Source organism: Vallitalea sediminicola (assembly GCF_054408565.1).
Genome location: NZ_BTPT01000008.1, coordinates 26,694 through 47,562, shown reverse-complemented (window position 1 = coordinate 47,562; position 20,869 = coordinate 26,694). Strand labels below are relative to the sequence as shown.

Genomic DNA, 20,869 nt, shown 5'->3' with positions numbered 1-20,869 from the left:
CTTTTAATTTAAAATAATATTTTTTAGTTGTTTTCTATCTATCTTGCCATTTGCATTCTTTGGAAAAATGTCAAAAGCTTTATAATCATGTGGACGCATATATTCTGGTAGTGACTTTTCAGCAGTTGATCTAAGAACATTTGCAATCTCTTCATTACCTTCATAAGCTAAAATCAACTTATCATTTTTACTATCATAGATACAGATTGCAAGTTCTACTCCTTCTATTGCTCCAAAAGCCGATTCTATTTCTCCAGTTTCAATACGATAACCCATATGTTTTATCTGAAAATCTTTTCGTCCTATATACTCAAACTCACCACTATCATTATGTCTAACCAAATCACCTGTTTTATAAACGATCTCAGGATATTCATTCTGTAAAGGATTCTGTACGAATACCTCTGCAGTCTTTTCTTTATTTTTATAATATCCCTTGGCAATAAAGGGTCCAGAAGCATATAGCTCTCCCTCTACTCCTTTTGATACTTCATCTCCTTTTTCATCAAGAACAAACAAACGGCAATTACTGCAAGGTATACCTATTGGTAAAGTCTGTGTCTCTAAAAACTCTCGATCCACAATGTAATATGCACATATATCTGTGGTTTCTGTAGGTCCAAAAAGATTAGCATATACTAAATGAGGAAAATATTTTTTCCAATAATTAAGATATTTCACTGGCATGACCTCTCCAGCAAACAACACTTTTTCAAGATACTTTGGTTTACAATATTTGAATAAATCAAATTTGGCAGCAATTCCTAGAGCCGATGGCACCCAATAGATTGCATTTATCTTTCGCTCATTCATAAATTCAATGAGCTTAATAGGAAATGTAAAAAACTCCTTTGGGATCATCTGGTATGCACTTCCTGTAAATAATGAAGCAAACATATCAGTAACCGACATACTAAAATAAAGTGGTGTCTGAGAACCGAATACTGTTTTCTCATCTATCCTAAAACATGTAATAAACCAATCTATATAACTTATGACATTTTGATGAGTAAGCAACGCACCTTTTGGACTTCCTGTTGATCCTGAAGTAAATATTGAATATGCAGGATCCGTAGAAAGAATCTGAGAACGGACTTTTTCAAGTAACTCACTCTTTACCTGGTTTTCCATAATTTTTTCAAAGTCCATTTTATGACATTCAACTTCAAAGCGACTAACTACATCATCGAATTCTGATTCATATATAACTGCTGCTGGTGAAAGGGTATCCATTATCTTTGCTAGTCTATCTAATGGAGAATCGCAGTCAAGTACTACATAAAAATTCCCACTGTACAGAACCCCTAACATAGCAGCAGTAACATTAATATTACGATTCATAAGAATTGCAATAGGCTTTTTCATCAAATCATTTTCTGCAATTGTTGAGCCTATTACTCTAGCCTTTTCTTGTAGCAATTTATAGGTAATCTCAGACTCAATGTCTCCAACAGCTACATTCTCTGGATATAAGCTTACTGTTTTATCGAAATAATCAAGTATCGTTTTATTCATTTGACTGCTCCTTTATAAATATTGTCTAATATGGGAAAAGCATCATTATTATCACTGCAAACTGATATAACAAGTTTTTCATAAATATAACTGTTAATATAACAATCATTTATTTTGTCATTCTCAGAAAATATTGGTTTATCACTGTGAATATTATCTATATCCTTTATAGGTGTTACATCGATTGTATTAATAGGATAATCTATTCCTCTTCCAATACATTTTATAAAACTTTCTTTTCTTGTCCACAGCAAAGTAAATGCAGTATTTCTATCATTTGATGATTCAATATATTTTCGTTCTCTATCGGTAAAGAAATATTTCACAATATTACTATTAAAATCTTGTACCGCCTCACAATCAACACCAATACTATATGAACGCTCAGCGGCTATAACAATATACTCCCCAGCATATGAACGACTTACTGAGATATCTGGATAATCCTTCAAGTAAGGTTTTTCACCGATACCTCCACTAAAATTCGAAACAGGAATACCAAAGCTTATTGAGGCGAATTTTGAAGTTGCATGTTCCACCGCTAAAAATCGTTCTTTTTTCAGCTTATCAGCAAAAAGTGCTATACGTTTTTGCCTCTCTATTGGAATTAAAGATACATTGAATTGTTCTGCATTCTTTATATCAATATCTTTAATTATTGCTAATGTTTTCACAACCTCACCTCCAAGCTATGAACATAGTTTATCATCTTAAAATTAAATTATCTCAAAATAAACATTAAAATTTCTTAAATGTTACATTAAGATTTCTTAATGTTACGTTAATAAAAGCAATAAAAAAAGATTGCTTCTCAGGCAATCTTAATTCAAATAGTTTATTTACATACTTGGATGATGTATTTACCAATAATATCACTATCTATAATATAATTGGTATGAGTATGATACTTAAAGATTTTTAATATACTATTTCTTACATTTTCATGAATTAAACAAAGGTGTTTTTTAGTAATAACATCAAAACTTCCTCCAGTTATGTAAGTTGGCACCTTAATTTTTGAAAGGTCAGACAAAGATATATTCGGTTCTTGTAACATCATCTTAACCTTTTGAGATTTTTTAATGATATATATTAACTTCATCATGAGTCTTGAGAAAGTTCTCAACCCTTTGGGATTAATGTTAGGACCACTGACAATAAGCTTTGAAAACAAGTCCGGATACTTGGAAGCAAGCATAAACCCTACAATTCCTCCATCACTAAAACCATAGTATATAGGATTTTTGATATTAAGCTGATTAATGAATTCATAGATATCCTTAGCGTGATCTTCATAATGCAACTCAGATACCTTAGTACTATTACCATGATCTCGAAAGTCAATAGCATATACAGTAAAATATTCTTGTAAAAGTGAAATAGAGCTATTAAAAATCTCGTGTGTCTCACCATTGCCATGAAGCATTATCAAAGGATTTCCTGAACCATATTTTTGATAAAATAACGTGACTTCATTAACTTTTATAAACATATTCTTATTCCTCTTCTGTTAGGGGGAAAATTATTTCATATACTACAGAAAGCCCCTCCAACTTTTCTTGTAAAAGTTCAATTGTTCCTCTATGTGCAGTTACAATTTTCTTGACTATAGCCATTCCAAGTCCTGAACCTTTTAATTCGCTACGTGAAGTATCACCCATTGAAAATGGATTAAATATAGTTTTCTTCAGATCATTAGTAATTCCAACACCGTTGTCACCAATACGAATAATACATTTACCATCTATTCTTTCTAGAACAAATGATATGATAGTACCCTTCTCATTATATTTTACAGTGTTTGAGATAATATTCTCAAATACACGCTTCATCTGGAATACGTCCAGCATACAATAAATAGCTTCATCTGGTATTAGGATATCAAGTTCAAAACCCAAGAAATCTAGTTCCTCATACTTATCAATGAGATAGTTTCTTGCAAATTCACTGATATTCGTTCTTACAGTCTCAATTTTGAAATCTGGTCTTTCAAGCTTACTGTATTCACTAAATGTATTTATAAGCTCTGCTAGTGAGTTTGACTTTTTGTATATGGTATTAAGATATTCACTACGCTCGTTGTCGTTTACTTTTTTATCAGCAACGGCTTTTGCATATCCTTGAATAACCGTTATAGGTGTCTTTAAATCGTGAGATATGTCCGCTAACATCTTTTGTTTTTCTTGTTCAGCACCAACACGCTTCTTCTCCGTTTCGTGTAATTTTAGAGCCATATCATTGAAGCTGTTACAAATCTCTTCAAATTCTCTAGGTCCTTTATATCTAATAATCTTATCCGTCTTACCTTCTGCGATATTCTTTATTGCGTTACCTAAAAGCAACAGAGGTTCTTTTACTTTTTTATTAAGACTGATTACAAAAAGTAGTACTGCAACAATAAAAAATACTAGATAAGCAATCCCAATGTAATTAATAACCTTCATAGAAGCATTCAAGTTATCAGAATCAACATTACGACAAAAAACCACACTAAACGTTTTTCCATTTTTACTAGTATAGCTTAACTTTGAGATATTAATATCATCTTTATATTTTCCTGTTAAAAGGTTGAAATCAGATTCTGAAAGCCTTTTTTCTATATTGGGGATATCTGAGAATAATATGTTAAAATCACTATCAAGTATTATATTGGATTTCACAGTATTATCTTCCTCATCTACTGTTTCATATGCAACATTAATATATTTGTTATTATCTTGACCCACATATTCATCTATTGATATTGTAAGCCCAACTTCACTATCAGGAATCAAATCCACTTGTTTCTTAGATAAATTAAAAGACTTGGCACCTTCACTTCTGTAAATCACATTATTATTTTCATCCAAAACAGCAAAATAACCATCTGCTCCCAGTAATCTTTCTCTCTGAAAAGAATCATAATTACCCTCAATAAAAAGCTCCTTATTATCCTCAAGATTGACCGAATAATTTGTAAAACCAAAAAATATTACTGCAACTCCAATAATACATGCAATAATAAGAACTGCTAAAACACTCACAGTAAATATGATGAAATTACGGACTATTATTCCAAAAAAGCCAAGTCTTTTTTTACTTATCTTCAATTTTATATCCCAAACCTTTCACAGTTTTTATATATTGATTGCCATTATTATTAATACCAATTTTTTCACGGATGTGAGATATATGCACTGTTACGGAATTATCATCAGTTTCAAAGTATTCACCTTTTATATGCTCAATTATCTGTATTTTAGAAAAGATTCGTTCAGGTACCCTCATTAGGAGTGCAAGAATTTTGAATTCCGTAGCTGTTAATGGAATTTCATGTTCTTGCTTAACCAATCGGCAGTTGTTTGTATCAAGGGTTAATTCTCCTAGGCTTAAAACACCACTGTTCTTTTCATTACCACTTAATTTATAATGCCTTCTTAGTGCAGCATTTACCCTTGCAACGATTTCAAGGGGATTGAATGGCTTGGTTATGTAATCATCAGCACCCATATTAAGTCCTAGAATTTTGTCAATATCCTCATTTTTAGCAGATAAAATTAGTATGGGCATATTACTGATTTTTCGAATTTCACGTGTTAGCTCATAGCCATCCATTTTTGGCATCATAATATCAAGGATTGCAAGATCAATCTTATTTTCCTTTACGCATGAAAGACCGTCAAGCCCATTATCTGCAACAAACACCTCATATCCCTCAACCTCAAGATATAATTTTATTAATTTTGATATTTCTAAGTTATCCTCAGCAACAAGAATCGTATTATGCATAGTGTTCCCCTTTACGCTTTTACTCTGTTCTCTTATCAATATTTTAATTAATTATAGCATATAATATGCACTGAGATACTATTATTTTCATTTAAGTTTAGTAAATACAAGTAAGTCAGAAAAAGAGTTTTGTTCTGACTTGGTTTATGCAAAATAGTATATGTATATGTTTCGCCAGCTACTTGCTCGTCCTGAGCAAAAAGCTGGGTTCGGCGTCCTGCCTCACTACTTCACATATACATATACTATTTTACTGTAAGTCCCTTCAATATAATCACAAAAACACTTTTTCTTCTATTTAGAAATACTATTGGCTATTTTAGATTTTATTATACAAAAATACAATAAATTTTAGTACTTTTATAATTTACTCAGTAATGTATTCCATGTTAGTTCTAGTACTCCGGTCATATTTTGTTGCTCATTTGAAACATAGGTTATGACTGCATTCTTATTTGGAAGCATGACAACATAGTTACCATATAAACCATCCATACGATATGAGTTAGCATATGAGTTCATCCATATTTGATAGCCATAACCTTGATGATGGTCTTCTGTAGCAAAGTATGGGTTAAAATCATTGGTTTCGATTTGGACAGATGTTGCTTGCTCTATATAACTTGTAGGAATGAGTTGCTTGTCCTTCCAAACTCCTTTATCAAGTATTAATTGTCCAAACCTAGATAATTGGTCTGCTGTTAAGTGCAGACCAGAAAATCCTTGTGTTATCCCTTTTGGACAAGTATCCCATTTTGGCTTTGGTATATTCAAATGTTGAAATATCTTTTTATCCAGATATTCATCTAGGTTAGTACCTGTAGTTATTTTTATGATTTTTGAAAGCATGTAAGTTGCAGAATTATCATATGTAAAATGAGTTCCTGGTTCAAAGACAACTGGTTCATCAAAAAACAACCGACTGATATCATGATTGTTCCCTTCACTCCAATCAGCTTTTTCAATAGGACATTCTGAATGTCCAGAACCCAGACAAAGTAAATCATGTATGGTTATTTTTATGGCATATCCATTAAGCTTCTCTTGTGGAATTTCAGGGAAAAAATCTATGATAGGATCATTAATCTTGAAATATCCTTCAGATATTGCAATCCCAACTGCCATTGAAGTAAATGTTTTACTCACTGACCACAATAAAATAGGCTTTTCTTCTACAAAATCATGTTTAGCAATTATATTACCATCTTGACGAACAACTACATTCAATACGTCAAGGTTTTGTTTATTAATTGATAAAATCATATCATCCAATAATTTATTATTCATTATAATCATCTCCATTAAATATTGTATACTAAATGATTATAGCTTAATTTCTGCTAAAAACATACTATTTTTTTGTTAGTCGAACCCAGTCATAATAAAGTATTTTTTCAGTTTTAATGTTGAATATTCTTAATTATTTAAACATTATAAATATTATATTGCATTTGTTTGCAAATTATGGTATATTTATTAAAAAGGTACTACATTCTGTATAATCAAATAATGAATGGAGGATTACAGATGAGTTTAGAACACAAAAAACATTTTAAAGAAGTATCTCCGACCGAGACAGTTACTAAACTAAAAAACATCTTAAAGGAACTTGGAATTGAAACAGAAGAAACCTGGTCAGAGGAAAGTTTTGTGGAAACATACTCACTACGATTGACATTCAAAGGAACTACGATTGGAACAAATGGCAAAGGGATATCTCGTGAATACGCATTAGCAAGTGCTTATGGCGAGTTATTTGAACGGTATCAAAATAATCTATTAGGTATTATTATAAGTAAAAATGAAAGCCGCTCAGATTTCTACGAAGCACCAGACGAAAAAATTACAACAGCTGAAGAAATCGTTAGTAGTGATAATTCACTTATACATATGTACTTTTCAAACCGTTCAAAAGAAAATACTTCTATTAAAGAAAAAGCAAAGGAATTTAAAAATACTCAAAAGATGGACTTGCTTAAACATAATCTTGAAAATCGTTATATTGTTGTACCCTTCTATAGCATGAAAGATAAAAAAGTAGTTTATCTTCCAAGAGGTACATGCAGACGCTTTTATGGAAGTAATGGAATGTGTGCTGGAAACACTCCTTCTGAAGCACTTGTACAAGGTCTGTCAGAAATAATTGAAAGAGTTGTACAAAAAAAATTGTTTCTTGAAAAACCTACTCTTCCAGATGTTCCAGATGAGTATATAAAAAAGTACCCTTATATTGATAAAATGTATTTAAAACTGAAAGAACAAGAAGATTATTATGTCACTCTAAAGGACTGCTCCTTTGGCGGAAAATATCCAGTAGCAGCTTTAGTTATTGTTGAGAAAAACACAGGTAATTATGGTGTAAAGCTAGGATGTCATCCTGATTTTGGAGTTGCCATGGAACGTGCTTTTACAGAAGCAACTCAAGGAAATGATATTTTTACATATGCCCAAAGAAGTCATATTGATTTTACCAACTTGGATTCTAGTAATTCCATGAATATTTATAATAGTTATAAAATTGGTGTAGGGCAGTATCCTTATCAATTATTCGGTAACAAGCCTACCTTTGAATTTGTCCCATTAAAAGATGTTTCGTCAATGAGCAATCAGGAATTATTGAATTACTGGGTGGATGATATAATTAACGATGGATACGATGTATTAATACGTGATGTTTCTAATCTAGGATTCCCATCATACTATATTGTAATTCCTGGATTATCAGAAATGTGGGAAGATAAAGATGTAATTTTCAGAGCTTATAATACTAGATTTTATATTTCCCCTTTATTTACAAATCCAACTAAAATTAATCGTTCCAATACAAAATACATTATCGCAACTATGGAATTCTTTATGAATTGTGTATTAGAGAATACTATGGAATCTTATTGTAAATTCACTAGGGATTGGCCTTGTGAAAACTTTGGTTGTGATACTAGATTTTTTGTAGTTATGTGTCACGTAATAAATGAGGAGTTCAGTATGGCAGCTGAGAAAATGAAATATATTGTTAATATGGCACAACGTGCATCCATTTCTAATGATCAATTCAAGTTTTACAAATGTATGTATAATTATTTTGTTGCAATGTCTCAGTTACATGACCATAATAAAGTATTAGAGTATCTTAAAGTATTTTATAGTCAAAATACATGTGAGAAGATAGACCATTTATTCTGTGTCCCACAAGAGATAATGATTAAATTGTTTGCACCAAAATCAATTGATTCTCCTAAACTTAAAGAAGTAAAGGATTCTTATAAACAATGTCAAGAAATTATTCATAAATTGCATTCGGCCCAAATAAAAAATCCTATAGATCAAGAAGATATCTGTGAACTTTTTGCATAATATATTCAGAAACATTTTGTTTGTACTCTTATTCACGTTATTTAGCTGGTTTGTAATTATTGTAGCTTTTTATACTTTTAATAATTGCAATTCAGTTAGATAAATATATACACTAATGAAAGGAGGCATTTATTTTATGAAAGAACAAGAAAAATATGGTTTGTTTTTGGATAATGAATTATCTAGTTTAACATCATCTTTTGATATAAGATCAGAAGATACAGATGATCTTCCAATTGCTGCCGCTGCTGCAGGACCAGAAGGTGCCGGAGCTGCTGCTGCTGCTCCAGAAGCTTTTTATGCTCCTGGTGGACAAGCGTTAATTTAAGTTAACAATTAGTCCTATTGGAAATTTCTTGTTAATGACTTACCAGTTACATATAAAGTAAAGTATCCATAAACAAAACAGTATGTATTGCTTATCAGAACGATACCTGTATAACAACATTTCTGACTTGTAGCAATACATACTGCTTTTACTATATAATATCTATAAGTATAACTTTCCTATAGCAAAATAAAGAACGAATAGGTGGTGTATATATGTCTAGTCCATGTATAAATCAAAATCTAGAAATGATGCCAAAAAATGATGGCAGAGTATTTGTGTTCAACAAAGCAACAAAAAAAACTTATTCATTGGGTTGTAATGAATATAACGTATTAAGGATATTGGACGGTATCAAAACAATGGAAGAAATTCATAAACAGTTTAATAATTACTCATTGTATGATATAGAAAATTTGATTAATCAGTTTTCAAAAATTGGATTATTGAATACAGAAGAAACCAAACAGTCCCCTATAGATAATGAAGCTAACAAAAAAACAGAAAATATTAAGGATAAAAAAAACAAGCAACTATCTATAAAGGATAAAAAAATATTTAAAATCTTTTCACTTAAAAAAGGAATTCTACATCCAGATAATAGTTTAGATAAAGATAAACGCATTTTTAGAATACTTTATTTTTCAATTACATATTTGTCTTTGCCTATATTTTTAACTGGATTATTTATTTTGATTGGAACATCATCAGTAAATGCTTCATTATCATCTCCGCCTTGGTATTTATTTATTCCAGTCTTTTTAATTAGTATATCTCTTCATGAATTTGCGCATATCATTGTCGCGAAGAATAATGGAGCTCATATAGCAGAAATTGGATTACGCTTAATATTAATTGTTCCCTGTATCTATTCAAGTATTGTAGGTATCTCTTATATTGAAAGTAAAATGAAAAGAATATTAATCTCAGCTGCCGGAATTTTGCTTAATCTACAAGTAGCTGGAATTGGTTTTATTCTTACTGCTTTCACAAGTGGAAATACCTATAATTTTTTTCTATGGCTTTCTATGCTTAATCTTATGCTAGTAATGTTAAATCTAATATTCCTTTTAAAATTTGATGGTTATTATATACTAGCGGAATTACTGAATGATAAAAAATTAAAAGAAAACTCGTTGTCCTATCTTAGTTATTTAGTGTTTGGAAAGATATTCAGAAAAACAGCAACAACTAATATAAAAATTAAATTATCTCTTAATAAAAAGATAATTTATGTTCTTTATGGAACTTTAAATATAGCTTTTGTTGGGTGTATTTTCGTAACATTCATCATGAATATCATTAGATTTATATCTAGTAAAATATAAGTCAATAATGTTTTTAATCTAATATCTCCTTACCTTCTTGAAAATATGATCTAGGTCAAATTTTATATAGAACAACAAAAATAATATTTTTTTCTGAATAATATTAATATTATTAATAAATATTATATTAAAACTAAATATTCATATTATTTTCACATTATATATTGTTCTATATTTATCTTAGTGTTATCATGAGTAAGGTATTTCGAAATACAACATTTTTATGAGGAGGAATTTAGATTATGAGTAAGGTTTTTAATGCACAAAAATTCTTTGTACTAACAGTTGTTTTTTTAATGTTAGGGGCATCTACAGTATATGCTACATCAGAATATTATCTTGACACTCCAACAGAAATCAATCTAAACTATATTGAAGAATCAATAAAGGATACTAATAAGATAATGGATATGGAATTTACTGTATTAGATGATGAAAATGTACAAGATATAATAAAACAAAATGTTGACATTTTAAAGTTCAACCCATTCAAACTTAGCTTCAGAGATGGGCAGTATTTATATATAGCTGTTGGCTACGGCGAACAAAGAACAGGAGGATATAGTATACAAGTTAGTGAATTATATGAATCCCAAGATCGTATTGTAATCTCAACTGAGTTATTAAGCCCAGGAAAAGATGATCAAGTTACTATGGCTATAACATATCCATACTTAATTATAAGAACAAGTGATTTGTTCTTGCCAATTTATTATAAGTAAAAACATTTATATCAACATATTTAAGGCAACAGTTTGAATACCAGGTATATTACTGGGTTTCAAACTGTTGTCCTTTTATATTACTTACTTCTATTGACTTCTCTTGTATATAAACATTCTACAAAATACTCATCTTCTTCAATATCTAAATCAGTGTAAGAAGTAGTCTTTAAAATTATAAGCTGACCTATGTTTCCTATTATACTTGCACCTTCATATATATTGAACTTAGGCATTATACGGTATACACTCAGTCCCATCTCATTAAACTCTCTCATCATTTCAAAAGAATAGTCATAAGATTTATGGGCAAATGAGAAAAATATTGGAAGCCCTTTAATTTTCTTAAGCGCAGAAATACCTCTTGATAAAAACAAGTGTAATCCATTCATAGTATAAGGTGGATCTGTATAAAAACAATCAAACTTGGCAATAAGTTCTTTATCCATACTTTTTCTAAGATCCATATTATGGCAGATTATAGGCAAATCATATTCATCTGATATTTTATCAATATAATCAAGATATCTTTCATCAATATCTATTACATGAATTTCAGATTTACTTTTATCTTCATCCCTATATAATTTTTTCAACAATAATCCTAAAGAAACACTTACAAGGTCATCATCTCCTACACATAGAATCTTCTTATTTATTAACGTATCATTTTTAAGTGCTAATATACTCCTCTTCAAACTGGTGATATAAGTACAATGAGTTTGGTCAATAGAAAAATCTGGTTTAGGTCTTCCATTAAATATTTTTTCTATTATTTGTATCTCTTCCAAGAAAGTTTCTTCAACATTGCATACCCCATCATTAAGTTCCTTGAACAGTATTTTATCTAGACCTTTATAACCAAGGTCATTTTCAACGTAATCATTCCCTTTTGCTGTTATGGTTATACCACGATCTTGTTTCATAATACCAGCTTTTATAAACTCTTTTTTGATAGCTACTATTAGTGGTATGGGCAAACATAGTTTTCTTGCCAACTCTTTATTTGATATTGGATTTTCAAAATATACATTTATCAAAAATTGCTCTATTGCTATGATACCTTCATCAATTGAAACTTTCTTTTCAATTTCTTTTATATAATCAACTATACTAATCACTCTCCATTTTCATTATCAAACCTTCCATTCTATCCTTTGAATATGCACCTGCATATTCCATTACAACATCTAACATAATTCATCCCTCCTAAATAAAATAAAGACCATAGGTGCACAGAATACACCTATAGCCTTATCATTACATTCACCTATTTTTGCATAAAAAAACCGTGCAAAGCACGGCATTAATATCAATAATAGATGCAAAAATCAAATTACAACCTATTAAAGTAATGTTTTATAAAAGTAGCTACCCGTGTTCTTAACCTAACTAAATCTTAAAGGTACGACTAATAGACCTATACAAAATGGCACTTCGAACTTTTAAGATACATATTAAATTCATTTAGTTAAGAACTACTCCACTCATAAAACATCCTCCTATAATAAATTAACCACATTATACATTAAGTAATTATATAATGCAATACTTTTTGAATAATTATAAAACTTAACTCTCTTGATTTTCAGACCACCCACTTATTTCTTTTAATCGTTTAATGATAGGTAGATGTTGTGTGCACTCTCTTTCACATAGTCCACATTCTATGCATTCATTTTCCAATCCTCTTTTACCCGCTAGAATACCCCATTCAAAAGAATCATTCAATATATTCTTCATCTGGTCATCAGATTTATGGAAAACATGCTTCTCATTATATAATTGCATGAAACTTGGTATAGGTATACCTTTTGGGCATTTATCACAATAACCACAGCCAGTACATGCTTCATTCATTGATTGACTTACCAATTTTTTGATTCTTTCTAATTCTTGGTCTGACATTGGTTCAGTCTCATCAGCAATCCTACATGCCATATCTATATGGTCTTTACTCGTAAATCCATTCAACGCAACTGATATCTGAGGACATGATATTACAAATCTCAATGCAGCTTCCGTTGCTGAGCCGTTTCCTTCTGCTAAGAATCTTAGTTCCTTCTCATGAGTCGGTATAGCTCCACCAGCCAATGGATTCATAGCTACAACACCATAACCCATATCATATGCAGTCTGTACACCTTCCCAACGATAAGTGAAGTTAAGTATATTCACTCCTAATAATATTCCATCTATCTTTCTATCATTCAATATTTTACTTACTTCATTTCCTGTCTGATGTGAAGATAACACAATATGATCAATCAGACCTTCTTGTTGACACTGAAGAAGCCCTTCGTATTGTCCACCGGGCTTCATAGCAAGCTCATAATGTTCAATTTTTCTAACACACCAAATATGATAAAAATCTATTTTCTTGACACCTAATCGTTCAATGGAGCGTTTTACCGCTGCAATTGCTTTCTCTGCTGTATCAAATCTTGTAGGCATTCCTTTTGTTGAAACATAGAATTGCCCTGGCATATCTTTAAAAGCCTCTCCATATATTAATTCACTGGTATCACTACAATATCCTGGTGCTGTATCAAAATAATTGATTCCTTTACTGTTAGCATAACGAACCAACTCTGCATTTTCTTCTATGGACCTTGATTCATCAAATCTCATACCTCCAAAACCAACTGCTGACACTTTTTTTCCAGTTTTTCCATACTCTTTATAGATCATAATATATAACTCCTTCCATAGCCAACTAAAAAACGTCTCCTTATTACAAGAATAAGTATAAATGCTAGAGTTAACTCTAAGTCAAGGATTTTATAAGATTAGCTATGATTTTCTATTATTATTCTCTATAAAGCAGTATATCATTAATTACTTTGATATTGTGTCTTTACCATTGAAGCAAATATTCCTTGTTTTTCTTTTAACTCCTTAGGTGTACCTGTCTCTGCAATAGAACCGTCTTTGATAACCACGATTTTATCAGCCCCTGAAACTGTTCTCATACGGTGGGCAATAATCAGCACGGTCTTATTTTTAATAAGCTCACTAAGTGCATTTTGAATTTTACTCTCATTCTCAGTATCAAGTGAAGCTGTAGCCTCATCAAGCAAAATGATAGGAGCATCTTTTAACATTGCTCTGGCTATTGATATACGCTGTCGTTCTCCTCCTGATAATCGCTCTCCATTCTCACCAATCAATGTATCATATCCTTGTGGAAGCTTATTAATGAACTCATGACACCTAGCAAGTTTAGCTGACTCAATTACTTCTTTATCAGTAGCATCTTTCTTACCGATACGAATATTATCCATAACACTTGAATTGAAAAGTGTAACATCCTGAAAAACTATTGAATAATTATCTAAAAGAGTTTCCGGATCAACTTTGGAGATATCTTCTCCACCAAGAGTAATAACTCCTTTATCTATATCCCAAAATCTTGCAGACAACTTAGCTAGTGTACTCTTACCTCCACCAGAAGGTCCTACAAGCGCTGTTACCTCTCCCTGCTTAGCCATAAAGCTTACATTCTTCAATGTTTGCACACCGTCTTGATAAGAGAAATCTACATTTTTGAATTTTATATCGTAATTCTTAGGATAAAACTTGGTCTTTCCTTCCTGCCTTGGCATTTCATCCATTTCTTTCATTCGTTTGATACGAACATTCAGATAGATAAGCAGTGCAAAATTATTCATTACATCCATTATAGGGTTATAAATACGTGCAGACACTACAAGAAAGACAAGGTAAGTAAAAATATTTATAGACCCTATCGATAATAGATGAGCACCATAGAGTATAACACTTGGAAGTCCAAGCTTTAACAATACATATGACAAGTTGATAAAAGCCCCTATCAAAAGCTCTCCTTTTATAAGATGTTTTTCATAATTATCTAATCTTGAATTTAGATTATTTGAAAAGGCTTCTTCTCTATTATAGGATTTTATTTCATGAGCTGAATCAAGCCCTTCCTGAATTTTATCTGATATATCTCTTTTTATATTATATAGCTTATAGTGCATTTTATCTTGAAACTTTTTGGACAGATAAAAAACTAAAGCTGCCACTGGAACAACCCAAAATACTGCAATGGCTAACTTCCAGTTATAAAAGAACAACATAACTGCCATAACAAGAACAGTCAATACTGATGCATATATTTGAGGAACTGAATGGGAAAAAAGCATTTCTACTTGTGTAGCATCTTCCATTATAGTTGAACTTAAATCCGCAATATCTTTTTTGCCAAAGAAAGCCAACGGTAATTTCCTTAGTGTTTCAGCTAGACTAATACGTCTTTTCGCACTCTCTTCATAAACTTTGGTATAAGTTGAATCATATTGAAAATAAGCAATAACAAACATTACTATGAAAAATGCTATAGACATAATAACGTAATATAGAATGCTATTCTTGGAGCTATTAGAGGAGTTCAAAAGTATACTCATGTATTCATCTAAAAATTTGAAACTGAGGACTACAGGAACCATAAAGCTAATTTCCATTATTACAGTCCAAATTATTGATTTCAAAAGGTCTTTTGCACCTTTTTCAGACATTGCATATTTATTTTGAAAATATTTAAGCATATTGTCTTCCTCCTTTTACATATTTTTCAGTCTTAATCTTCCATGCTATAGATGTTTGATATTCATCCCACATTTTCTTATACGTACCATCTTTAGTAATAAGATCCTTGTGGGTTCCTGATTCTACGATTTTTCCATCTTGCATAACCAATATTCTATCAACATTCTGTACGCTTGTAAGACGATGAGCAATCATTAATGTTGTTTTATCACGGCTAACCTCTTTCAGTGCTTTTTGGATTAGGTGCTCATTTTCAGGATCTGCAAAAGCAGTAGCTTCGTCTAAAAGCACTATAGGAGCATCCTTGACAATTGCTCTGGCTAGTGCAATCCTTTGCTGTTCTCCTCCTGATAGATAAGTTCCTTTTGAGCCTATTACAGTATCAAGTCCATCTTCTAGATTATCTATGATATCTCTGGACTGTGAGAAATCAATAGCTCTATTTATATCTTTTTCTCCTATATTTTCTTTACCAAAAACTATATTCTCTCTTAATGAACCTTTGAACAGCTTGGTACTCTGGAAAACAAATGAGATATTGTCCATAAGTTCTTTTTTAGGAATATCTTTTACATTTATTCCTCCTACTAATACTTCACCTTCATCTACATCCCAAAAACGGGCTGCTAACCTGGCTATAGTCGTTTTTCCTCCTCCAGAAGTTCCTACAAGAGCAATGGTTTCACCTTGATTCAATTTGAAACTGATTTTGTCTATAGCACGTTTATCGCTTCCTTCATATGAAAATACCACATTCTTAAACTCTAAGCTGTGATCTTTTATATTTTTAATATTACTGGAATAGCTCATGTTAGGATACTCTAAGAGATTATCTAGTCTATCTATAGCTTGCCCCGCAATTAACGTATTTTGCTGAAAATGCATTGATTTCATCAATAGCATTGTAAATATAGGAGATATAAGAATGTAAAAAATAAAGTCAGCAATTACTAGCGGAAGATTTTCTCCTCTTCCTATTAAAAAGATAGCCATAGGAACTAAAAAGAATGCTGCTGTTTGCATGATTGTGCTATAAAATGACATTGGTCTTCTCCAAAGAATAGTATATGCATGAACCATTTCTTTGTATTTAATTATACTATTATAAAATCGTTTGAAAGAAAATATACTTTGACCGAAGGTCTTTACAACTGGAATACCTCTAATATATTCCACTGATTCTGAACTCATTTCTTCTAATGAATCATAATATTTTCTTTGAAATTCTTTACCTATAGTAGTTGACATGAACTTCATTGTTATAAAACCTAAAATAATTGGAATAAGAGATGCGATCCCCATTCTCCAGTCCACTATAAAAATCAAAGCTATAAGGATAATGGGTGAAACGATACTACCTGCCATATCAGGAAGTTGATGTGCTAAAAATGCATGAGTTGTTCCTGCTCCATCATTGACAATCTTTCGTATTTTTCCACTTGAATTATTATCAAAAAAACCAAGAGGCATAGATATTATTTTTTCCATACCCACTTTTTGCATTCCTACCTCTACACGAAATGCAGCGAGATGTGAACTTAAAAGTGCGCAGAAATATAGTACTATTCCTCCCATTGCGCTTGCAAAGGCAATCCACGCATAAAAACCTACATTTGACATATCAATGGATTCTGGCGACGATAGTATATCACGTACTATGTACCATACAAGAACAAAAGGTAAAATGTTAAGTGCTGCTGATACTCCTGACAATACTAATGATAAGGGCAAAAGTGCTTTTTTATTGCCCATATAAGGTGTAAACCTTTTTAAAATAAATGTTTTTTTATTTTTTGTCATACTGTTACTAATCCTCCTATTTCTATAATATTTTATTTCAATTAAAAATGTTAGATATATCTAACTTAATTTCCAAAAAAAATACAACATATATTAATTGCTATATTTTCCTCTAGTAAATTTAGTTAGTATTATTATAAACCTAATTTCTTATTTTTTCAACTAGTTATTATTTGATTATCACCTTTTTAGTTATTATTTGATTGTCACCATTTTTCATAGGGATATTTCAACACTTTCCCTAGATTCCTGTGAATTGGTTGGTTTGTTCATTATATCTATATTCAATCTTTTGTAATTTATCTTCCAGTTCTACACTTTCCATTCCATAGTTACTGCATAGATCCTCTAAAGAGCTAAATTCATCTCTTAGTTTCATATTTATTATACTTAATAATATGTATGGATCCATAGATAATAGCTTTTGTTTGTCCATTTTAGTTCACCTGCCTTGTTGAAGTAGTAATATTATGCTTCTTTTTATGATATGGCATACTATGATGTAAGTCAATATCATTTTTATTAAGGTTAATTAGCATAACTATTCAAAATTAGATAAAAGTTCTTTTTCAAGGTAATAAAAAACATGTCAGCTAAAAAGGTTATTAAGTGACATGTTTTTTATCCTCATAATTAATTTATAGTTAGACCATTATTATTTTAACATGATTATCGGCTTTTTATATTACGCCAAGTAGTTTTAATAGTTGAATACAATCTTTGTAGCTCGCTATATATAAGGATTGATTAGCACACGTTAATTTATCGGATTGTTTAGTAATATATTGTTTGACAAATTCTCTATCTTCTTCATTTAACGAATTGATTATTGTTTCAAATCTATGCTTGTTATTATCTAAGTAGCAATCTAATTCTTGGTATTCTATGTCTGTATTAACAAAATCCCTATAGGTTTTATCTAACATATGTACTGCAAAAACATTAAAGTGTTCTGTGATATCTAACATAAAATCATACCTCCATTCTTGAATTACTATCGTAAACAGGGTATAATGGATTTACCGCTATTTTTGATAGTGGGATGTAAGAAGTGGTGTATAGCTTAACGGGCGTTCACCGCTTCTTTCTATTTGTTTTTCAAGTCGCTTTCCAACTTACCTATTCCTCGTCTAACACTTTCGGCTCTATTAACTTGATACTCATTACAATACTTATCAAGTATTTCTTCACTTTTTTTATCTAGCCGAACATGAATTGATTTGCCTTTAGGATTATCAGTTGGTCTGCCTACTTTCTTAGGCACATGTTCACCTCCTATTATTTTGTAGCCCATAATAATTTTATAATATGCAGCCCAAAATGTCAAGATTAAAATAGTGCGTTTATTAAATTATAATATAACTATAGTTCCATTCTTGAATTACTATCGTAAACAGGGTATAATTGATTTACCTCTATTTTTGATAGTGGGTAACAAAGTAGTGTTTTTCGCTTGCAATGCAGACACTGCTTTATTTTTTTAATCCTTTTTCTTTAATTCCCTAATGCCTTTTCTTACTGCTTCATTTTTACTAATTTCATTAGTATTTGAATATTCCTCTAAGATTTCATAATGTTCTTTATCTAATCTTATAGTAAGACGTATATCTTTAGGATTCTCAGAAAAAGGTCTACCAACTTTTCTAGATATAGTAACCACCTCCCAAAAATTGTTGGCTGACAATTTTATTATAATTCATGTCAGCCATTTAATCAAGTATTAATTTTTAGTTACCAATTTATCTGTTAACAAATTTAATTTTTATATGAAAATGCTAAAAATCAACTATAAAATTGTTGATTTTTTAATTATTTTATGCTATGCTGCTACTATAACTTATTCTAATTATTTGAGGAGCAAATCATATGAACAAACTTATAACATTAGATCTATTCGCAGGTGCTGGTGGTCTAAGCTATGGTTTTATAAAAACCGGCTTTTTTGACGTAAAGCTAGCTGTAGAAAATAATAAACATGCAAGAGTTACGTATAAAAAAAATCATCCAAATGCTGAATTAGCTGGAGATATTAATAAAATTGATTTCAATGATCTTATAAATAGATATGGACAAATTGATGTAATTATTGGTGGACCACCATGCCAAGGTTTTTCCAACGCAAACAGGCAACACAATTATTTAGTATCTCCTAAAAATCAATTAGTAAAAAAATATATTGAAGCAGTTGAAACTATAAATCCAAACATCATTGTGATGGAAAATGTTAAAACAATAGCTTCTGAAAAACATAAATTTTTTTACAGCAATAATGATGAAAAAATGATGCCACACATAGGACTAAGCCTCCATGATGAAGTAGTTAATTTGGGAGCAAGCCATTTAAATAACAAGCAGTTTTTACACTTTTTAAACAAGATGAAATTGAATCCTAATATTTCATCACAACTACTCCCCGAAAATGTATATATTTGTTTAAATCAATTACATAAAAACACTAGTAGTTTAACATCATTTAGCCAATACTATAAAAAACACATTCTTAAAATAAATAGAATAATTGCAAATTGGGATTTTAATTCACATAATTTTTGGTGCAAAAGCTATAAAAATATATGTGTTAACATTAAAAAGCTAGTTGAGATAAGCAATATAAACGTAGTCTTTAACTATATGTCTTCTAATTTATCAACTATAATAGATACTCAAAAAATAATTCATAAAATGCTTGATATTCAAGAATACAATATATATCACAAAAAACTTATATTATCTAATACAAATGATATATTGTTATATACTAAGTCCTATAAAATAATGGAATATATTGAAAAGAAGCTAAAATCACTTGGGTATTCAATCGATTCAAACGTACTTAATGCTGCTGATTACTGTGTACCCCAATTACGAGAACGCTTCATTTTAATAGGTATAAAAAAAGAGTTAGCAAAAAAAACTGTAGCATTACCTGAACCTATTTTACATTCACCAGATGAATATTATACTATAGGTGATTCTATAAAAGATTTGGAACAGTACACCCCCAATATTAATCTAGATGAATATAACCCAAGAAAACGTAGAAAAAACAAAAAAAAGAAAAACGATTATATTATGCAATTATGTGATACTGATTTCATTCATAACCACATTATAACGAACACCAGAGAGACAGCATTAGAACGCTTTAAAAACTTACAACCAGGACAAAATTTCCATAACTTAGCTGATAATTTAAAAACAACATACACTACTCCATCAAAAACTCAGAATACAATATACAAGAGATTAAGTTACGATGTACCCTCTGATACTGTAGTCAATGTAAGGAAATCAATGTGGATTCATCCAACAAAAAACAGAGCTATCAGCATAAGAGAAGCTGCTAGACTTCAATCATTTCCTGATAGCTTTATATTCTACGGAACCAAAGATGCACAATATCAACAAATAGGTAACGCAGTTCCTCCTTTATTAGGAAAAGCAATTGCAAATAAGGTTGTAGATATTATAAAATAGTAATAGCT

19 protein-coding genes are annotated in these 20,869 nt (G+C 30.6%); 5 read left to right on the top strand and 14 right to left on the bottom strand.

Going from position 1 to position 20,869, the window contains the following annotated elements:
- Nucleotides 1-3: 3 nt before the first annotated feature.
- From ACX6CF_RS03390 to ACX6CF_RS03365, 6 genes are all read right to left on the bottom strand, one after another.
- Nucleotides 4-1,515 (bottom strand): amino acid adenylation domain-containing protein, encoded by a 1,512-nt coding sequence (locus ACX6CF_RS03390; protein ID WP_458783891.1) that lies wholly within the window; start codon nt 1,513-1,515, stop codon nt 4-6.
- The gene (locus tag ACX6CF_RS03385; RefSeq protein ID WP_458783890.1) at nt 1,512-2,189 is read right to left on the bottom strand and encodes a 4'-phosphopantetheinyl transferase family protein; all 678 of its coding nucleotides are present in this window, start codon (nt 2,187-2,189) and stop codon (nt 1,512-1,514) included. Before ACX6CF_RS03385 ends, ACX6CF_RS03390 begins: the two co-directional genes overlap by 4 nt.
- Before the next feature lie 161 nt (nt 2,190-2,350).
- Nucleotides 2,351-3,007: an alpha/beta fold hydrolase gene (locus ACX6CF_RS03380; RefSeq protein ID WP_458783889.1), complete on the bottom strand. Its 657-nt coding sequence runs from the start codon at nt 3,005-3,007 to the stop codon at nt 2,351-2,353.
- A 4-nt stretch (nt 3,008-3,011) separates the two neighbouring features.
- Nucleotides 3,012-4,604 carry a HAMP domain-containing sensor histidine kinase gene (locus tag ACX6CF_RS03375; RefSeq protein WP_458783888.1) on the bottom strand — a complete coding sequence of 531 codons (1,593 nt, stop codon included), beginning with the start codon at nt 4,602-4,604 and terminating at the stop codon, nt 3,012-3,014.
- Nucleotides 4,591-5,283, bottom strand: coding sequence for a response regulator transcription factor (locus ACX6CF_RS03370; RefSeq protein ID WP_458783887.1), 693 nt, complete (start codon nt 5,281-5,283; stop codon nt 4,591-4,593). The genes ACX6CF_RS03375 and ACX6CF_RS03370 overlap by 14 nt, the downstream gene beginning before the upstream one ends.
- Nucleotides 5,284-5,643: 360 nt before the next feature.
- Nucleotides 5,644-6,570 carry a serine hydrolase domain-containing protein gene (locus ACX6CF_RS03365; RefSeq protein WP_458783886.1) on the bottom strand — a complete coding sequence of 309 codons (927 nt, stop codon included), beginning with the start codon at nt 6,568-6,570 and terminating at the stop codon, nt 5,644-5,646.
- Between the two features lie 240 nt (nt 6,571-6,810).
- Between ACX6CF_RS03365 and ACX6CF_RS03360 the strand changes: the two genes are divergently transcribed.
- From ACX6CF_RS03360 to ACX6CF_RS03345, 4 genes are all read left to right on the top strand, one after another.
- Entirely contained in the window at nt 6,811-8,637 is a 1,827-nt protein-coding gene (locus tag ACX6CF_RS03360; protein WP_458783885.1) for a YcaO-like family protein, read from the top strand.
- Nucleotides 8,638-8,773: 136 nt separating this feature from the next.
- A complete protein-coding gene (locus ACX6CF_RS03355; RefSeq protein ID WP_458783884.1) occupies nt 8,774-8,965 on the top strand; it encodes a hypothetical protein in 192 nt (63 codons plus the stop codon).
- A gap of 215 nt (nt 8,966-9,180) precedes the next feature.
- The gene (locus ACX6CF_RS03350) at nt 9,181-10,293 is read left to right on the top strand and encodes a hypothetical protein (RefSeq protein WP_458783883.1); all 1,113 of its coding nucleotides are present in this window, start codon (nt 9,181-9,183) and stop codon (nt 10,291-10,293) included.
- Nucleotides 10,294-10,535: 242 nt separating this feature from the next.
- Entirely contained in the window at nt 10,536-11,015 is a 480-nt protein-coding gene (locus ACX6CF_RS03345; RefSeq protein WP_458783882.1) for a protease complex subunit PrcB family protein, read from the top strand.
- Nucleotides 11,016-11,095: 80 nt separating this feature from the next.
- On the opposite strand, the gene ACX6CF_RS03340 is transcribed toward ACX6CF_RS03345, so the two are convergent.
- The 8 genes from ACX6CF_RS03340 to ACX6CF_RS03305 form a co-directional block, all read right to left on the bottom strand.
- Nucleotides 11,096-12,136, bottom strand: a complete 1,041-nt coding sequence (locus ACX6CF_RS03340; RefSeq protein ID WP_458783881.1) for a bis-aminopropyl spermidine synthase family protein — start codon at nt 12,134-12,136, stop codon at nt 11,096-11,098.
- A 451-nt stretch (nt 12,137-12,587) separates the two neighbouring features.
- A complete protein-coding gene (locus ACX6CF_RS03335; RefSeq protein ID WP_458783880.1) occupies nt 12,588-13,706 on the bottom strand; it encodes an aldo/keto reductase in 1,119 nt (372 codons plus the stop codon).
- A 143-nt stretch (nt 13,707-13,849) separates the two neighbouring features.
- The gene (locus tag ACX6CF_RS03330; RefSeq protein ID WP_458783879.1) at nt 13,850-15,583 is read right to left on the bottom strand and encodes an ABC transporter ATP-binding protein; all 1,734 of its coding nucleotides are present in this window, start codon (nt 15,581-15,583) and stop codon (nt 13,850-13,852) included.
- Nucleotides 15,576-17,384: an ABC transporter ATP-binding protein gene (locus tag ACX6CF_RS03325; RefSeq protein WP_458783878.1), complete on the bottom strand. Its 1,809-nt coding sequence runs from the start codon at nt 17,382-17,384 to the stop codon at nt 15,576-15,578. Before ACX6CF_RS03325 ends, ACX6CF_RS03330 begins: the two co-directional genes overlap by 8 nt.
- Before the next feature lie 241 nt (nt 17,385-17,625).
- Nucleotides 17,626-17,820: a DUF4250 domain-containing protein gene (locus ACX6CF_RS03320; RefSeq protein WP_458783877.1), complete on the bottom strand. Its 195-nt coding sequence runs from the start codon at nt 17,818-17,820 to the stop codon at nt 17,626-17,628.
- A 244-nt stretch (nt 17,821-18,064) separates the two neighbouring features.
- Nucleotides 18,065-18,352, bottom strand: coding sequence for a hypothetical protein (locus ACX6CF_RS03315; RefSeq protein ID WP_458783876.1), 288 nt, complete (start codon nt 18,350-18,352; stop codon nt 18,065-18,067).
- Between the two features lie 119 nt (nt 18,353-18,471).
- Nucleotides 18,472-18,648 carry a hypothetical protein gene (locus ACX6CF_RS03310; RefSeq protein ID WP_458783875.1) on the bottom strand — a complete coding sequence of 59 codons (177 nt, stop codon included), beginning with the start codon at nt 18,646-18,648 and terminating at the stop codon, nt 18,472-18,474.
- Nucleotides 18,649-18,864: 216 nt separating this feature from the next.
- Nucleotides 18,865-19,044, bottom strand: coding sequence for a ribbon-helix-helix protein, CopG family (locus tag ACX6CF_RS03305; protein WP_458783874.1), 180 nt, complete (start codon nt 19,042-19,044; stop codon nt 18,865-18,867).
- Nucleotides 19,045-19,250: 206 nt separating this feature from the next.
- On the opposite strand from ACX6CF_RS03305, the gene ACX6CF_RS03300 reads away from it, so the two are divergent.
- Nucleotides 19,251-20,861 carry a DNA cytosine methyltransferase gene (locus ACX6CF_RS03300; protein WP_458783873.1) on the top strand — a complete coding sequence of 537 codons (1,611 nt, stop codon included), beginning with the start codon at nt 19,251-19,253 and terminating at the stop codon, nt 20,859-20,861.
- The last annotated feature ends 8 nt before the right edge of the window (nt 20,862-20,869 follow it).